The following is a 14,655-nucleotide window of genomic DNA, read 5'->3' as shown; positions in this document are numbered from 1 at the left end:
GCGCGCGGCCTCAGCGCCCGCTGGTAATTGCGCCGCTCGCCAGCGTCACCCCCACCCCCGTAGCCACCACACCGATGATTGCCGCCGTGTCGGGGTATTCGCCCAGCACCGGCACCGCGATCACCGCCGCCAGCGCCGGCACCAATCCGGTAAAGGCGGCGGCGCGGGAGGAGCCCAGACGCTCGATGGCGATGCCGAACGCCACCAGCGCAACGACGCCGGACAGCAGCCCCTGGATGAGCAGTTGGATGAGGATTTCGCGGCCATAGCCGCTGGAGACCGCGTCGACCACACCGGGGAGGCCGTAAGGCGTGAGAATGACCGTCGACCACAGCCCGACCAACCCCACTGTTTCCGTCGCCTTCAGCCCGGTACGGCGGAAGGCCAACGTGTAGCCTGCCCACATCGTCGCGCCGGCCAGCAACAGGGCATGGCCACGCCAGGCGCCGTCCTGCGGATACAACAGGCCGCGCCCGCCAAGTGTGAGCACGCCGAGCGCGATGGCGGCAAAGCCGATCGCCCGCGCGGTGCCCAGCTTCTCGCGGAACACCAGCACCGAGATGGCGGCAACGATCAGCGGCATGGTGCCGGGCAAGAGCGGCCCTACATCGGCCGCCGGGACGAAACGCATCGCCGTCGCCACGTCGAGAAAGAAGAAGGCGCCGGCGCCAAGGAAGCAAAGCAGGAAGGGACGCAGGCCCCGCTTCGGCCACAGGCCGATGCGCCACCAGGCGGGGGCGAGCACCACCGCCGGCACGATGAAGCGCAGCCAGCCAATGGTCGCAGGGGGCAGATGCCCGTGCACGGCGTGGCGGGTGGAGACGATCCAGCCGCCCCAGATGGCGATGGCAAGAAGCGCGCAGCCGGCGCCGATCAAGCGGTCGGAAGACGACGGCACCGCCGCGCCGCCCGGCGCGGCCATGGAGACAGACGTATTCATGAGCAAAATCCCGCCGCCTAGCGGCGCAAAGAAGGGGTGCCCGGCGCGGCCGGGACGAGCGTTAGCCGAAATGTGGCGCGCGCGACCCGTCTTCGCAAACGCGTTTTGCGAATAGGCACGTTCGCGAAAACTGATGGATGGGGCCGTTCGATCGCCGATCGTGTTGACGCGACTCGGGCAGAAGACTAGCTCTACCCGCGCAGGCCCTGGCGGCGTGCGCGCTCCCCGGTTCGTTCATGGTCTTCGATCCCGCCCTGGCCTGGGCCTTCCTCACCGCGCTCATTGCCGGCGTCACGCGCGGCTTCTCGGGCTTCGGCGGAGCCCTCATCTTCGTGCCGCTGGTGAGCGCCGCCTACGGCCCGCGCGTCGCCGTGCCCTTGCTTCTGGTCATCGACACGCTGATGACGCTGCCCTTCGTCGTTCCCGCGCTGCGCGCCTGCGTCTGGCGGCAGGTCGCTCCGCTGGCGGTGGGCGCCGTGGTGGCGGTTCCGGCCGGCGTGTGGGTGCTGCAGCATACGGACCCGCTGGTGGTGCGCTGGGCACTTGCCTTTCTCGGGCTGGGACTGCTGGCGCTGCTGGCCTCGGGCTGGCGCCACACCGGCCAGCACACGCTGCCGGTGACGCTGAGCATCGGCGCGATTGCCGGCTTCTGCGGCGGCGCGGCACAGATGTCCGGGCCCGCCGTGGTGGTCTACTGGCTTGGCACCGGCCAGCCCTCCGCGCTGGTGCGGGCGAACCTGTTCGGCTTCTTCGCGCTGGTGACGCTGGCGACCGGTTCCTCCTACGCGCTCAGCGGCATGTTCACCACCGAGGTCGGGAGGCTGACCCTGTTTCTCGGGCCGGCCTATGCGCTCGGGCTCTATGCGGGCGCGCGCGCTTTTCGCGGGGCCTCCGACCGGCACTACCGCGTCGCCGCCTATTGGGTCATCGCCGCCGCCGCCCTCATCAGCCTGCCGCTGTTCGACAGTCTGATCGGGCGGTGAGCGGCGCGCCGCGGATCAGCCGCCCATCTTCGCCATGAAGGCGTCGGACAGCTCGAAATTGGCATAGACGTTCTGCACGTCGTCATTGTCGTTGAGGTTGTCGACGAGGCGGATCAGCTTTTCCGCCACTTCGTCGTCCACCGCCACCGTGTTCTGCGGCCGCCAGACCAGGCCGGACTTGCGCGGCTCGCCGAACTTGGCTTCCAGCGCCCGGGCGACTTCGTGCAGATTCTCGACCGAGCAGACGACCTCATGGCCGTGCTCGTCGGAACTCACATCGTCCGCGCCCGCCTCGATGGCGGCTTCCAGCATGTCGTCGGCCGAGGCCTTGGCCGCGTCGAACTCCACCGTGCCGATGCGGTCGAACATGAAGGAGACGGCGCCGGTTTCCGCCAGCGCCCCGCCGGACTTGGTGAAATAGGAGCGCACTTCCGAGGCGGTGCGGTTGCGGTTGTCGGTCAGCGCCTCGACGATGACAGCGACGCCGCCGGGGCCATAGCCCTCATAGCGGATCTCGTCATAATTCTCGGAGTCGCCGCCGAGCGCCTTCTTGATCGCGCGGTCGATATTATCCTTGGGCATGTTTTCCGCGCGGGCCGCCAGCACGGCGGCGCGCAGGCGCGGGTTCATCGCCGGGTCGGGCATGCCGAGCTTGGCGGCGACCGTGACTTCACGCGCCAGCTTGGAGAACAGCTTGGAACGCACCGCGTCCTGCTTGCCCTTGCGGTGCATGATATTCTTGAATTGCGAATGCCCGGCCATGGCCGCCTCCACGTCACACCGGGCGGGCCCGTGGCCCGGCCGTGTCGAATGCCTGAAAGAAAAGGTGCGCGGCTTATAGGCGAGAGGGCGGGCGCGCGTAAAGCGCCGAGCGCGTCACCTTACGCTGCCCGGCCCTCAGCGGGCCCCGCCGCCTGCCGTGTCGCCATCACATCGTAATGCGTGCCGCCGCGGGTCGGGTGGAAGTGGTCGAACCCCATGGCGCGCAGACCCGCCTCGAGATTTTCCGGGTCCGCCCATGCGACATCGACTTCGTAGAACACCGACATCACCCGGTCGGCAAAACGGCTTCGCGCCAACTCCGCGATCACCACATGCTCATGGCCCTCGGTGTCGATCTTCACGACCAATGGCAGGCCCGGGACAAGATAAGGCTCGAGGACGGCGGCGGTAGAGATCTGGATTTCCTCGACGGCCTCCGTGCCAGCGAATGTGTTGTGAAGAGAAGCCGCGCCGCTATGGCCCGGCTTCAAGCGGATGTTCACGCGCGCCTTCTCGGACGACAGGCCACAATTCAAGGCGACGATCATGCCCGCCAATCCATTGGCACGGATGTTGGCGGTGAGAAAACCGAACGTCTCGTTCACCGGCTCAAGACTAATCGCTCGTTCGCAGTAGGGATTCTGAGCAGCGATGAGGAAATAAAGCCCCTGATTTGCCCCGATATCGATGAAAATGAACGGACAATCGATTTTCTGCAGATAATTCGAGTAAAATTTTCCATAGGCTCCGTCAACACAGAACCGAAAAGTCACGTCGTTCGAATTTTCAGTCAAGAACACACCGTAGAACGATCGAACAATTTTACGGTTGAATAGTTTATTTATCTTGCGAACGACGACTCGCCTGACCCTTCGCGGCGTCTTGGCAACGAAAGACAACCACCCCTGCGTTCTGAGCACCTCCCACATACCCATGGATGCCTCCGACAAAGGAGAGGGGTGAAAGCGGCTCGACCGCTTCTCCAGCACCCTACCAGAAGTCCGGCATGGCCCCGCACAGGTTACCACCAATGCGCACCGGCGCCACGGCGGTGGCCCGCCCGGCGGTATCGATCTCCACCGCGAGCCCCGACAGCGTGCCCGGCCCGGCCGCCGGCTCGAAACGCGACGAGCCGATCTTGCGGGTGAAGCGGCGCAGCGGCTCCTCCTTGTCCATGCCGATCACCCCGTCATAGCAGCCGCACATGCCGACATCGGTCATGTAGGCGGTGCCTCCGGACAGGATGCGGTGGTCGGCGGTCGGCACGTGGGTGTGGGTGCCGATGACCAGGCTCGCCCGCCCGTCGCACCAATGGCCGAAGGCCTGCTTCTCGCTGGTGGTTTCGGCGTGGAAATCGACGATGGTCGCGTCCGCCACCAGCCCCAGCGGGGCGGCGTCGAGTTCGCGGTCGATGGCGGCGAAGGGGTCGTCGAGCGGTTCCATGAAGGCGCGGCCCATCATGTTGACCACCAGCACCTGCGCGCCATTATTCGCCTCGATCAGTGCCGCCCCGCGTCCGGGCGTGCCGACGGGATAATTGGCGGGGCGTACGAGGCGCGGCGCGCGCGCGATGAACACCAACGCCTCACGCTGGTCGAAGGCGTGGTTGCCGAGCGTGACCGCATCGGCGCCGGCCTCTAGGAACTCCTCGTAGATCGCCTCGGTGATGCCGAAGCCACCGGCCGCGTTCTCGCCGTTCACGACCACGAAATCGAGCGCCCATTGGCGGCGCAGGCGTGGCAGGTGCTCCAGCACGACCTGGCGGCCGGGACGCCCGACGACATCACCGAGGAAAAGAAGGCGCATACGTCACTCCTCGGCCGGGCGGACCACGCCAGCATCGGTGGCGATGGCGTCGAGACGCTCATCATGCGCCTCCGCCGGTACGACGGGCAATTCCTGCACCGCGAAGGCATAGCCCAGCGCCTCGACGCGCTTGGCGTGGCGCAGCAGGCTCAGCGTGCGATCATAGAAGCCGGCGCCATAGCCGAGCCGGTTGCCGCGTGCATCGAAGCCGGCGAGCGGCACCACGAGCACATCGGGCGAGACGGCGGGAGCGCCTTCGGGCGGGGCGGGAATGGCCATGCGGCCGGGACCCGCGGACGGGACGAGATCGACCCCCGCCTCCCACAGCCGGAACAGCAGCGGCTTGCCGATTTCCAGCACGATCGGCAGGGCGATGCAGGCGCCGGCCTCTCGCAGCCGACGCACCAGCGGATCGGTATCGATCTCGCCGCCAATAGACGCGAAAACGGAAACGACTTCGCCCTGCACCGCGCCGAGCCATTCCATCGCATGGGCGGCCGCCGCCTCGGCCGCCGCCGCGCGCGCGGCCGGTTCGAGCGCCGCCCGCCGGGCGAGGGCCACGGTGCGGAGGCTGGCCTTGTCGAATTGGGCGTCTGTCACAAGAGGCATGATGCAATGAGTGCGGAGCCACGATGGCCGTTGGAGGCTCGATCCCGGGAACCTACAACGTAGGTGGGCGCCGTGTGTCCAAGCCCAGGGGCAAGGTCAGGGACAGCTCCCTTTGAGATCGATAAGGCCCCGGAAATATATGCTCCTGACGAACCCCGCAGCCCCGCGTGACAAATCTAGGACGCCGCAGGGCAAATTGCCAGAGGGGGATGACGGGGGCTGAACAGCTTTCGGTGATCGGACCGCGTCACCCCGGCCAACGCGACACGTCGGGTCGGGATCGCTCGAAATGCCGCAACCGATCCCCGCTCGCCTTGCGATGGCTCGGGATGCCGGCTGAAGCCTCACGCCACGGCGAGCATGATCTTGCCGATATGGGCGCTGCTCTCCATCCGGGCATGAGCCTCGCTGGCCTTTTCCAGCGGGAAGCTCTGGTCCATGACAGGCTTGACCTTGCCGGCCTCGATCAACGGCCACACCTTCTCGACCAGCGACGCGGCGATCGCCGCCTTCTCCGCCTTGGGTCGCGAGCGCAGGGTCGAGCCCATGTGCGACAGGCGCTTGAGCATCAGCCGCATGAAGTCGATCTGCACCTTGGAGCCTTCCATGAAGGCGATCTGCACCAGCCGGGCCTGCGGCGCGGCGGCCTCGTAATTGCGGGCGATATAGGAGCCGCCCACCATGTCGAGAATGACGTTGACCCCCTTGCCGCCACTCGTCTCCTTCACCACGGCGACGAAGTCTTCCGTCTTGTAGTCGATGGCGACATCAGCGCCGAGCTGGCGGCAGACCTCGCACTTCTCGGCGCTGCCCGCAGTGGTGAACACCGTGGCCCCAAAGGCCTTGGCGAGCTGAATCGCCGTCGTGCCGATGCCGGAGGTGCCGCCATGCACGAGGAAGCGCTCGCCCGCCTTCAGCCCGGCGAGGTCGAACACATTGGTCCAGACGGTAAAGAAGGTCTCCGGCAGCGCCGCCGCCTCGACCATGGAAAGGCCCGCAGGCACCGGCAGGGCAGAGCCCTCATCCGCCAGACAATACTGGGCATAGCCGCCGCCGGAGACCAGCGCGCACACCTTGTCGCCGAGCCTCCAGCGCGTCACGCCCGCGCCGAGCGCCACCACCTCGCCGGCGATTTCGAGGCCGGGAATGTCCGGCGCGCCGGGCGGCGGCGGGTACAGCCCCTTGCGCTGCATCACATCCGGGCGATTGACGCCGGCGGCCGCCACCTTCACCAGGATTTCGCCCGCGCCGGGCACCGGCACCGGGCGCTCCACGGGAACCAGGGCTTCCGGTCCGCCCGGCGTGGGCAGGCCGATGGCGGTCATGGTGGCGGGCAGCTCGGTCACAGCGTCGTCCTCATCCTGTTCGAATGTCCCGTCCGTCCTAGGTCAAGCCGCCAGTGCTGGCAACCGCGCACGGGGACGGCTAAGTTCGTTGCATGTGCCGGACGACGAACAGGAGCAGAGCGATGGCGATCGACGATGACCTTTTCCCCTCGGCAGCACTGGCGGCGAAGCCCGCGACCCACATGGTCGGCACCGATATTTCCGCGCTCTCCGAGACCGAGATCGAGGAGCGCATCGACCAGCTCGCCGGCGAGATCGAGCGGCTGAAACGGGCGCTGGAGGCCAAGCGCGCCTCCCGCCTCGCCGCCGAGAACGTGTTCAAGCGCTGAGGCCTTAACCCCCGATTAAGGTTTCCGACCTATTACTGGCGCCGGTCCTTTTTGACCGCGAGTGGCCTCTGTCCACTCTGTTTGACGCATCCCTGTCTACCACTTTACGAGCCGCCCCCTGGGCGGCTCTTTTTTCTCCCCGCTATCCCACGCCGGTATCAGACCGAACGCGATTCCGCCGTCCCCGGCTGGACAGCGCGGCACGGCTGCGCGACAGACAGCGGTGTCAGGCGCCGCCGGGCGTCGTTGAGGGTTTCGCCGCGATGGGCAGCTTCCGCGAAGATTCGGACAGGGACGGCACCCCGGAGGCGGACCGCGCCGCGCCGGGCACGGTGGTGTCGGCGGAGATGATCCGCTTTGCCGAGCGCCGCCTCGCCTCCCCCGCCTTTTTCGTCCTGTTCCAGGAAGGCATGGCGCTGGTCGAGGAAACCGCCGCCTATCTCGACGGAGAGGGCCGCACGGCCAGTGCCGCGCTCTCGCGCGGGCGCCTTGCCGCCTATGTGCAGCAGAGCATGCGCCTGTCCACGCGGCTGATGCAGCTCGCTTCCTGGCTGCTGCTGCGCCGCGCCGTGGCGGAAGGCGAGATGGCGGAGGCGACCGCCCGTCGCGAAGCCGCCAAGATCGACATTACGGGTCCCGTGCGGGACATGGACGCGGAAGCCCTGCTGCCGGAGCCGCTGACCGATCTCATCACCCGCAGCTTCGAGCTTCAGCGGCGGATCGCGCAGCTCGACGCCGCGCTCGCCGCGCCATCGGCAGCGGATATGGCCGGCCTGCGACCGAATGTCGTCGCCGGGCAGATCGGCCGGCTGCGGCGCGCCTTCGAGCGCCGCTGACATCGCGTGCGACGCGCGGGTGTCTCCGTCAGCACCAAGGCAAACGAAAACCCTCGCGCCAGGCCGTGCCCGGCGCGAGGGTTGATGTCATTGCGTCGCGCGGCGTCCGGAAGGACGCCACTCCCCGGCCGATCAGGCCTTGAGGAAGCCCGCGAACTTCTTCTGGAACTTGGACACGCGGCCGGCGCGGTCGAGCAGCTGGCCGGAGCCGCCGGTCCAGGCCGGGTGCGAGGTCGGGTCGATATCGAGCTGGAGGACATCGCCCTCCTTGCCCCAAGTCGTCCGGGTCGTGTACTCGGTGCCGTCCGTCATCACCACCTTGACGAAGTGGTAGTCGGGATGGATGTCGCTCTTCATGGGTAGCATCCTCAGCCGCCGCAGGCCGGCCCCTCGCGGGAGCCATGCGGCGATCTACAAAACGATCCTGCCGGAAATCCGAGCGGCTCTATAACCGAGACATGCCTGTGACACAAGCCGCCTCCAAGCCTTCAAATGCCGCGTCCACCGAAGCCTCCGCGCCGGCCCTGCCGGAAAAGCCCGCCACGCGCCGCCCGCGCCTGAAACCGCTGATGGCGCTGTGGCCGCATCTCATGCGCTATCGCGGCCGGGCTGTGGCGGCACTTACCGCTCTGCTGGTCGCCGCCATCGCGACTCTGGTGGTGCCCATTGCCGTGCGGCGGATGATCGATTTCGGCTTCGACGAAAGCCATGCCGGCTTCATCGACCGCTATTTCGCGGTCATGATCGGCGTGGTGGCGGTGCTCTCGCTGGCCTCGGCGGCACGCTATTATCTTGTCATGACGCTTGGCGAGCGGATCGTCGCCGACCTGCGCTCGCAGGTCTTTGCGCATCTCCTCACTCTGGACGGCGCGTTCTATGACAGCGCCAAGTCGGGCGAGTTGATCTCGCGCCTCACCGCCGACACCACGCAGATCAAATCGACCGTCGGCGCCTCGGCCTCCATCGCGCTGCGCAACATTTTGCTGTTCATCGGCGCCACCATCATGATGGTCATCACCAGCCCCTGGTTGGCGGCGACGCTGCTGGTGGCGATTCCGGTCATCGTCGCGCTGCTGATCGGCGCCGGGCGCGGCGTGCGCAAGCGCTCGCGCGGGGCGCAGGACACGCTCGCGGAAGCCTCCGCCTATGCCGCCGAAGCCATCGGCTCGGTGCGCAGCCTGCAGGCCAACACCGCCGAGGGCGCCGCCGCGCGGCTGTTCAGCGGCGAGGTCGAGCACGCCTTCGACGCCGCCCGCAACGCTGTGCGGGCGCGCGCCTTTCTCACCGGCATCGGCATCTTCCTCGTTTTCGCCAGCGTGGTCGGCATCTTGTGGGCCGGCGCCAATGCCGTCCTCGCCGGCCAGATGAGTGCCGGCACGCTTGGCCAGTTCGTGCTCTACGCCGTGTTGGCGGCGAGCGGGCTCGGCCAGCTGGGCGAGGTGTGGGGCGAGATTTCTCAGGCCGCCGGCGCCACCGAGCGCATCGCCGAACTGCTGGCGGAAAAGCCGAAAGTGGCGCCCCCCGCCGCGCCCCTCGCCCTGCCTGAGCCGGCGCGCGGCGCCGTCGCCTTCGAGAATGTCGCCTTCGCCTACCCCGCGCGGCCGGACCTGCCGGCGCTCTCCGGCGTGAGCTTCGCGGTGAAGCCCGGCGAGCGGGTGGCGGTGGTCGGCCCCTCCGGGGCGGGCAAGAGCACGCTGTTCCAGCTGCTGCTGCGCTTCTACGATCCCGTCGCCGGCCGGGTGCTGGTCGATGGCGTCGACATCGCCGAGGCCGACCCGGAGGCGGTGCGCGCGCGCATCGCATTGGTGCCGCAGGATGTCGCCATCTTCGCCACCTCGATCCGCGAGAACATCCGCCTCGGCCGGCCCGATGCCACCGACGCGGAAGTGGAGGAGGCCGGCCGGCTGGCCCGGGCCGACGAATTCGTCGCCCGCCTGCCCGAAGGCTGGGAGACTCCGGTGGGCGAGCGCGGCGTCACGCTCTCCGGCGGCCAGCGCCAGCGCCTCGCCATCGCCCGCGCCATATTGCGGCAGGCGCCGATCCTGCTGCTGGACGAGGCCACCTCGGCACTCGACGCCGAAAGCGAGACGCTGGTGCAGCAGGCGCTGGACCTCTCGATGCAGGGTCGCACCACCCTCGTCATCGCCCACCGACTGGCGACCGTGCTCTCCGCCGACCGCATCCTCGTCATGGACGGCGGCCGCATCGTCGAGGAAGGCACCCATGCCAGCCTCGTCGGGCGCGGCGGGCTCTACGCCCGCCTCGCAGCGCTGCAATTCGGCGAGGCGACGGCTGGCGGCTGAGACTGCCGGGTCCGAGGCGCTCCCCCTCGGCCCCTTCCCCTCGGGTTTCCGGTCTCCCGCCTGAACCATCGCGCGGCTCCTGCATTGACCTCGGACACGCAGCCCGTGGCAGGGCGGCATCAGGCGTGCCGCATTGGCACCGCCCACCGCCACGGCGCACTGTCCTCGGCACGGGAGACCGCACATGGCCATTACAGAGGCGCCGGCGACGCGCATCGTCGCGCCGCCGCTCCACCCCTTCCTCATGCTCATTCCGGCAACGTGCCTCACCACGGGGCTGCTGACCGATCTGGCCTATTGGGCCACCGTCAACACCATGTGGGCGGATTTCTCGGCCTGGCTGGTCAGCGCCGGCGCCATCCTGGCGTGGCTGGTGGCGATCGCCGGCCTCATCGAACTGCTGATGCGGCCCCTGCTGCGCGCCAGCGCGGGCATGACGGTTTATGTGCTCGCCTATCTCACCGCCATGGTGCTGGCGACCTTCAACATGCTGGTACACACGCGCGACGCCTGGTCCTCCGTGGTGCCTTGGGGGCTCACCCTCTCGGCACTGACCGTGCTCGCCTTCCTCGCCGCCGCTGCCGCGGCCTATGCGCTTGTCGCCCGTCCCCGCACCGGAGGTCCCGCCCGATGACCCGCTGGACAACCCCGCTCGCTCCCTGCCTCGCCGCCGCCTTCGGCCTGCTCGCCTTCACCCTGCCCACGCTGGCGCAGGACGGCATCACCGTGGAGCAGCAGACGGGTCCCAATCCGATCCTGCCGGAACCGCAGCTTGGGCTCTTCCCGACCATGAAACTCTCGGAGGTCGTCGGCTGGAAGGAGGGCGAAACGCCCAGCGTGCCGCAGGGCTACGAGATCAAGGCGCTCGCCACCGGGCTCGAAAACCCCCGCGAACTCTATGTGCTGCCCAATGGCGACGTTCTCGTTGTCGAGGCGCGGGCGCCGAAGGGCAAGCCAATCCGCCATCCCAAGGACCTGGTGCGCGGCGTCGTGGAGAAAATGGTCGGCGGGGGTGGTGGCGGCGGCGATGGCAACCGCATCACCCTGCTGCGCGACAGCAATGGCGACGGCACGCCCGAGCAGCGCACCGTGTTCCTCGAAAATCTGCATTCGCCCTTCGGCGTCGCGCTGGTCGGCAATGATCTCTATGTCGCCCATGCCGATGCGATCATGCGCTACCCCTATAATGAGGGCGACACGCAGATCACCGCGCCGGGCGAGTTGCTGGCGCCCCTGCCCGGCGGGCCGATCAATCACCACTGGACCAAGAGCCTCGTCGCCAGCCCGGATGGGAGCCTGCTCTATGTTGGCGTTGGCTCCAACAGCAATGCGAGCGAGCGCGGCATGGAAGCGGAGAAGAACCGCGCCGCCATTCACGAGGTGGACCGCGCCACCGGCCGCCAGCGGCTCTATGCCAGCGGCCTGCGCAATCCCAACGGCCTGACCTTCAACCCGACGACGGGGGCGCTATGGACCGTGGTCAATGAGCGCGACGAACTTGGCCCCAATCTCGTGCCGGATTACCTCACCTCGGTGCAGGATGGTGGTTTCTATGGTTGGCCCTACAGCTATTACGGCCAACATGTCGATCCGCGAGTGAAGCCGGAACGGCCGGATCTGGTCGAGCGCGCCATCGTGCCCGATTATGCGCTCGGCTCGCATGTCGCGGCGCTGGGGCTCGATTTCTACACCGCCACCGCCTTCCCCTCACGCTATCAGGGCGGGGCGTTCATCGGCCTGCGCGGCAGCTGGAACCGGGATGAGTTCAGCGGCTACAAGGTGATCTTCGTTCCCTTCGCCGAGGGCCGTCCCAGCGGCCCGGCGGAAGATTTCGTCACCGGCTTCCTGAACGCGGAAGGCCAGGCGCGCGGCCGGCCGGTGGGCGTGGCGGTGGATTCGACCGGCGCCCTGCTGATCGCCGACGACGCCGGAAACACCGTCTGGCGCGTCACCGCCACGGCACCGGTGAACGCGGCGCGCTGATGCGGCTTGTGGAGGGGCGCCGGCGTGCGTCAGGCGCCCCGGCGCTCCATGCGCAGGGTCGGGCGGCCCGAGGTGGGGTTGACCCCGTGTCCGGTCACGACGAACCCTGCCTTTTCGTAGAAGCGCACAGCTCGCTCGTTCTGCTCGTTCACGTCGAGCACGAGATGACGCGGCGAGCGGGCGGCGGCGGCGGCGATCAGCCGGCTGGCCACCCCCGCTCCCCAATGGTTGGGATGCACCACCAACTGGTCGACATAGCCGGTACGGGGATTGACGGACACGAATCCAAGCAGCGCTCCCGGCGCGCCGCCCTGCCCTTCGGCTTGGGCGAGGTCGATTTCCGCCCCCTCCTCGATCAGCGTGCCGATGCGGTGGCAAAGCCAGCCGCGCCGGGCCTCGAAATCGATCTCCGGCAGCGCCTCCTGCCACGCCTCGACCCACAGATGCGTCATCTCGGGCATATGGCTCCAGTCGAAGCCGATCAGCAGGGGCGCGGGGGGCTCGCTCATCGCAAAGGGCTCATCGCTCGGTGAGCTTGAGTTCGATACGGCGGTTGCGCGCGCGCGCCTCGTCATCACTGCCGGCATCGAGCGGCTGGTACTCGCCGAAGCCGGCGGCGACGAGGTGCTGCGGTGAGACCCCGCGCTGCGCCAGATACTGCACCACCGCGATGGCACGCGCCGCCGAAAGCTCCCAGTTAGAGGGATAGAGCGGCGTCGCGATGGGGCGATTATCGGTATGCCCGTCGACACGCAGCACCCAGGGAAGGTCGTCCGGTATCTGCTTTTCCAGCTCGATCAGCGCGCTCGCGAGCTTGTCCAGCGCCGGCAGCGCGTCGGGCCGCAGCTGCGCGGCGGCGGGGTCGAACAAGATTTCCGACTGGAAGACGAAGCGGTCGCCCACCACGCGCACATCCGGCCGGTCGCCGAGAATGGCACGCAGCCGGCCGAAGAATTCGGAGCGGTAGCGGGTCAGTTCCTGCACCCGCTGCGCCAGCGCGACATTCAGCCGCCGGCCCAGATCGGCAAGGCGCGACTGGCTTTCCTTGTCCTTCTGGTCGGAAATGTTCAGCGCCTCTTCCAGCGCCGCAATCTGCCGGCGCAGCGCAGCGATCTGCTGGTTGAGAATGGCGATCTGCGCCGCCGCCGACGCCGCCGCGTCCTTCTCCTCGCCAAGCTGGCGGGCGAGTTCGGCGGTGCGGCTCTGCGCGGAGGCGATCTCTTCCGGGCTGGCGACCGCCGCAGCGGCGTCGCGCAGCACATCGCGCTCCTGTTCCAGCCGCAGCAGGCTGGCGCGCAGCGCGCCCACCTGGCTCTCGGCCTCGGCGTCGTTCGCCCGCTCCAGCGCCAGCAATTCCGTCAGTTCGCGGATCTGCGCCTGCAGCCGCGCCATGGCATCGTCCTTGGAGCCAATCTCCTGGGTGAGCACGAATTGCGCGAGCACGAAAACGGAGAGCAGGAACACGAAGACCAGCAGCAGCGTCGACAGCGCGTCGACGAAGCCGGGCCAGTAATCGATGTGGCGCTCGCCACGGCGGGAACGACCCAGGGCCATCAGACGCTCTCGCGGTCCGACTTGGACTCGGCGATCCGCTCCAGCAAGCGCTTGATGTCGCGCTGCTGCTCGGCCTGCGCCTCCACCCAGTCGCGCACCATCTGCTGCTCGCTCCGCATGTGCTGCACAAGGCCCTGCAGGCTCTCGGCGAGATGCGCCATGGCGGAGGTGACGCGCTGCGAGCCCGCCTCGGTCATGGTGCGCTCAAGCCGGGCGATGGCGGCGGAGAGGTCGCTGAAATCCGGCGCCTGGGCGAAGGTGGGCGCTGGCGGGGGCGGCAGCGGCAGCGGACCGATCGGCGTGGCGGAGATCGGCGCGGGCACCGGGCCACGGGCGCGCGCCGCCTCGGTGCCGAGATCCTCCACCGTGGTGGACAGCCAGTCTTCGAGGTCGATGTAGAAACGGTTCTGCGCCTGCCCGGCCTGCAGGTCGAGGAAGCCGAGCACCAGCGAGCCGGCAAGACCGAACAGCGAGGAGGAGAAGGCGATGCCCATGCCGCCGAGCGGCGCGGCAAGGCCGGTCTTCAGCGTGTCCAGCACGGAGCCGGATTCCGGTCCCACATCCAGCGCGCCGATCACCCGGGCGATAGAGCTCACCGTTTCCAGGAGGCCCCAGAAGGTGCCGAGCAGGCCGAGAAAGACCAGCAGGCCGGTGAGATAGCGCAGCAGGTCGCGCGCCTCATCGAGGCGGGTGCCGATGGATTCGAGAATACCGCGCATCGTCGCTTGCGAGATCGACATGCGCCCGACACGATCGCCGAGCAGCGCCGCCATCGGCGCCAGCAGCACCGGCGCCTGCCGCACTTCGAGGCCGGGATCGGCGATGCGGAAGCTGTTTACCCATTCGACTTCCGGCAGCAGGCGCAGCACCTGGCGGAAGGCGAAGATGATGCCGATGAACAGAACACCGAAGATGACGCCGTTCAGGCCGGGATTGTTGAGGAAGGCGCGCCAGATCGGCTCGTGCAGAATGGAGGCCAGCGCCACGCACAGCAGGATGAACACGAACATCCGCACCAGAAAGATGCGGGGCGATGACAATTTATGAAATGAATCGGTAGCGCTCATGCCGTCGGCCGTCCCTGTGAAGGACGGCGATGGCCCGAAAGACCGCCCCTCGGGCCGGACTATGCCACAGACGCAGGGAAAAGGAACGCGGCAGAGACCTCAAGAAAAGCCCTTATGTCTCTACCGTTACGGCTTTC

16 protein-coding genes and 1 other RNA gene are annotated in these 14,655 nt (G+C 68.0%); 6 read left to right on the top strand and 11 right to left on the bottom strand.

Annotation, left to right across the window (positions count from 1 at the left end; genetic code table 11):
• Nucleotides 1–10: 10 nt before the first annotated feature.
• Nucleotides 11–940, bottom strand: coding sequence for a DMT family transporter (locus ACO07Z_RS16185; protein ID WP_421699643.1), 930 nt, complete (start codon nucleotides 938–940; stop codon nucleotides 11–13).
• A 236-nt stretch (nucleotides 941–1,176) separates the two neighbouring features.
• Between ACO07Z_RS16185 and ACO07Z_RS16180 the strand changes: the two genes are divergently transcribed.
• Nucleotides 1,177–1,923, top strand: coding sequence for a TSUP family transporter (locus tag ACO07Z_RS16180; RefSeq protein WP_421699642.1), 747 nt, complete (start codon nucleotides 1,177–1,179; stop codon nucleotides 1,921–1,923).
• Nucleotides 1,924–1,938: 15 nt separating this feature from the next.
• Here the strand turns inward: ACO07Z_RS16180 and ACO07Z_RS16175 are convergent, their stop codons facing one another.
• The 6 genes from ACO07Z_RS16175 to ACO07Z_RS16150 form a co-directional block, all read right to left on the bottom strand.
• Nucleotides 1,939–2,685: a YebC/PmpR family DNA-binding transcriptional regulator gene (locus tag ACO07Z_RS16175; protein ID WP_421699641.1), complete on the bottom strand. Its 747-nt coding sequence runs from the start codon at nucleotides 2,683–2,685 to the stop codon at nucleotides 1,939–1,941.
• Between the two features lie 119 nt (nucleotides 2,686–2,804).
• The gene (locus ACO07Z_RS16170; protein ID WP_421699640.1) at nucleotides 2,805–3,620 is read right to left on the bottom strand and encodes an FkbM family methyltransferase; all 816 of its coding nucleotides are present in this window, start codon (nucleotides 3,618–3,620) and stop codon (nucleotides 2,805–2,807) included.
• Nucleotides 3,621–3,675: 55 nt separating this feature from the next.
• The gene (locus ACO07Z_RS16165; protein ID WP_421699639.1) at nucleotides 3,676–4,491 is read right to left on the bottom strand and encodes a TIGR00282 family metallophosphoesterase; all 816 of its coding nucleotides are present in this window, start codon (nucleotides 4,489–4,491) and stop codon (nucleotides 3,676–3,678) included.
• Nucleotides 4,492–4,494: 3 nt separating this feature from the next.
• A complete protein-coding gene (locus ACO07Z_RS16160; protein WP_421699638.1) occupies nucleotides 4,495–5,100 on the bottom strand; it encodes a 5-formyltetrahydrofolate cyclo-ligase in 606 nt (201 codons plus the stop codon).
• A gap of 11 nt (nucleotides 5,101–5,111) precedes the next feature.
• Nucleotides 5,112–5,267, bottom strand: a non-coding RNA gene (gene ssrS, locus ACO07Z_RS16155) — 6S RNA.
• 177 nt (nucleotides 5,268–5,444) lie between these two features.
• Nucleotides 5,445–6,446, bottom strand: a complete 1,002-nt coding sequence (locus tag ACO07Z_RS16150; RefSeq protein WP_421699637.1) for an NAD(P)H-quinone oxidoreductase — start codon at nucleotides 6,444–6,446, stop codon at nucleotides 5,445–5,447.
• Nucleotides 6,447–6,568: 122 nt separating this feature from the next.
• Between ACO07Z_RS16150 and ACO07Z_RS16145 the strand changes: the two genes are divergently transcribed.
• Both ACO07Z_RS16145 and ACO07Z_RS16140 read left to right on the top strand, forming a co-directional pair.
• Nucleotides 6,569–6,775, top strand: coding sequence for a DUF1192 domain-containing protein (locus ACO07Z_RS16145; protein WP_421699636.1), 207 nt, complete (start codon nucleotides 6,569–6,571; stop codon nucleotides 6,773–6,775).
• A 263-nt stretch (nucleotides 6,776–7,038) separates the two neighbouring features.
• Complete coding sequence (locus ACO07Z_RS16140; RefSeq protein WP_421699635.1) at nucleotides 7,039–7,611, top strand: DUF1465 family protein; 573 nt, start codon at nucleotides 7,039–7,041, stop codon at nucleotides 7,609–7,611.
• A 132-nt stretch (nucleotides 7,612–7,743) separates the two neighbouring features.
• Here ACO07Z_RS16140 and rpmE read toward each other — a convergent pair whose 3' ends face one another.
• Nucleotides 7,744–7,968: a 50S ribosomal protein L31 gene (gene rpmE, locus ACO07Z_RS16135; protein WP_244450624.1), complete on the bottom strand. Its 225-nt coding sequence runs from the start codon at nucleotides 7,966–7,968 to the stop codon at nucleotides 7,744–7,746.
• A gap of 101 nt (nucleotides 7,969–8,069) precedes the next feature.
• Between rpmE and ACO07Z_RS16130 the strand changes: the two genes are divergently transcribed.
• The 3 genes from ACO07Z_RS16130 to ACO07Z_RS16120 all read left to right on the top strand — a co-directional run bounded on the left by ACO07Z_RS16130 (nucleotide 8,070) and on the right by ACO07Z_RS16120 (nucleotide 11,897).
• Nucleotides 8,070–9,914: an ABC transporter transmembrane domain-containing protein gene (locus tag ACO07Z_RS16130; protein ID WP_421699634.1), complete on the top strand. Its 1,845-nt coding sequence runs from the start codon at nucleotides 8,070–8,072 to the stop codon at nucleotides 9,912–9,914.
• A 184-nt stretch (nucleotides 9,915–10,098) separates the two neighbouring features.
• Complete coding sequence (locus ACO07Z_RS16125) at nucleotides 10,099–10,548, top strand: DUF2231 domain-containing protein (RefSeq protein ID WP_421699633.1); 450 nt, start codon at nucleotides 10,099–10,101, stop codon at nucleotides 10,546–10,548.
• Nucleotides 10,545–11,897 carry a PQQ-dependent sugar dehydrogenase gene (locus ACO07Z_RS16120; protein WP_421699632.1) on the top strand — a complete coding sequence of 451 codons (1,353 nt, stop codon included), beginning with the start codon at nucleotides 10,545–10,547 and terminating at the stop codon, nucleotides 11,895–11,897. Before ACO07Z_RS16125 ends, ACO07Z_RS16120 begins: the two co-directional genes overlap by 4 nt.
• Before the next feature lie 29 nt (nucleotides 11,898–11,926).
• Here ACO07Z_RS16120 and ACO07Z_RS16115 read toward each other — a convergent pair whose 3' ends face one another.
• From ACO07Z_RS16115 to ACO07Z_RS16105, 3 genes are read right to left on the bottom strand one after another with little or no spacing between them, the layout of a single operon-like run.
• A complete protein-coding gene (locus tag ACO07Z_RS16115; protein WP_421699631.1) occupies nucleotides 11,927–12,406 on the bottom strand; it encodes a GNAT family N-acetyltransferase in 480 nt (159 codons plus the stop codon).
• Between the two features lie 10 nt (nucleotides 12,407–12,416).
• The gene (locus tag ACO07Z_RS16110; protein WP_421699630.1) at nucleotides 12,417–13,451 is read right to left on the bottom strand and encodes a peptidoglycan -binding protein; all 1,035 of its coding nucleotides are present in this window, start codon (nucleotides 13,449–13,451) and stop codon (nucleotides 12,417–12,419) included.
• Nucleotides 13,451–14,518: a flagellar motor protein MotA gene (locus tag ACO07Z_RS16105; RefSeq protein ID WP_421699629.1), complete on the bottom strand. Its 1,068-nt coding sequence runs from the start codon at nucleotides 14,516–14,518 to the stop codon at nucleotides 13,451–13,453. The genes ACO07Z_RS16110 and ACO07Z_RS16105 overlap by 1 nt, the downstream gene beginning before the upstream one ends.
• Between the last annotated feature and the right edge of the window lie 137 nt (nucleotides 14,519–14,655).

The sequence above is a fragment of the Ancylobacter sp. genome (assembly GCF_965229075.1).
Classification (GTDB): domain Bacteria; phylum Pseudomonadota; class Alphaproteobacteria; order Rhizobiales; family Xanthobacteraceae; genus Ancylobacter.
This window is presented reverse-complemented; position numbering and strand designations above follow the sequence as displayed.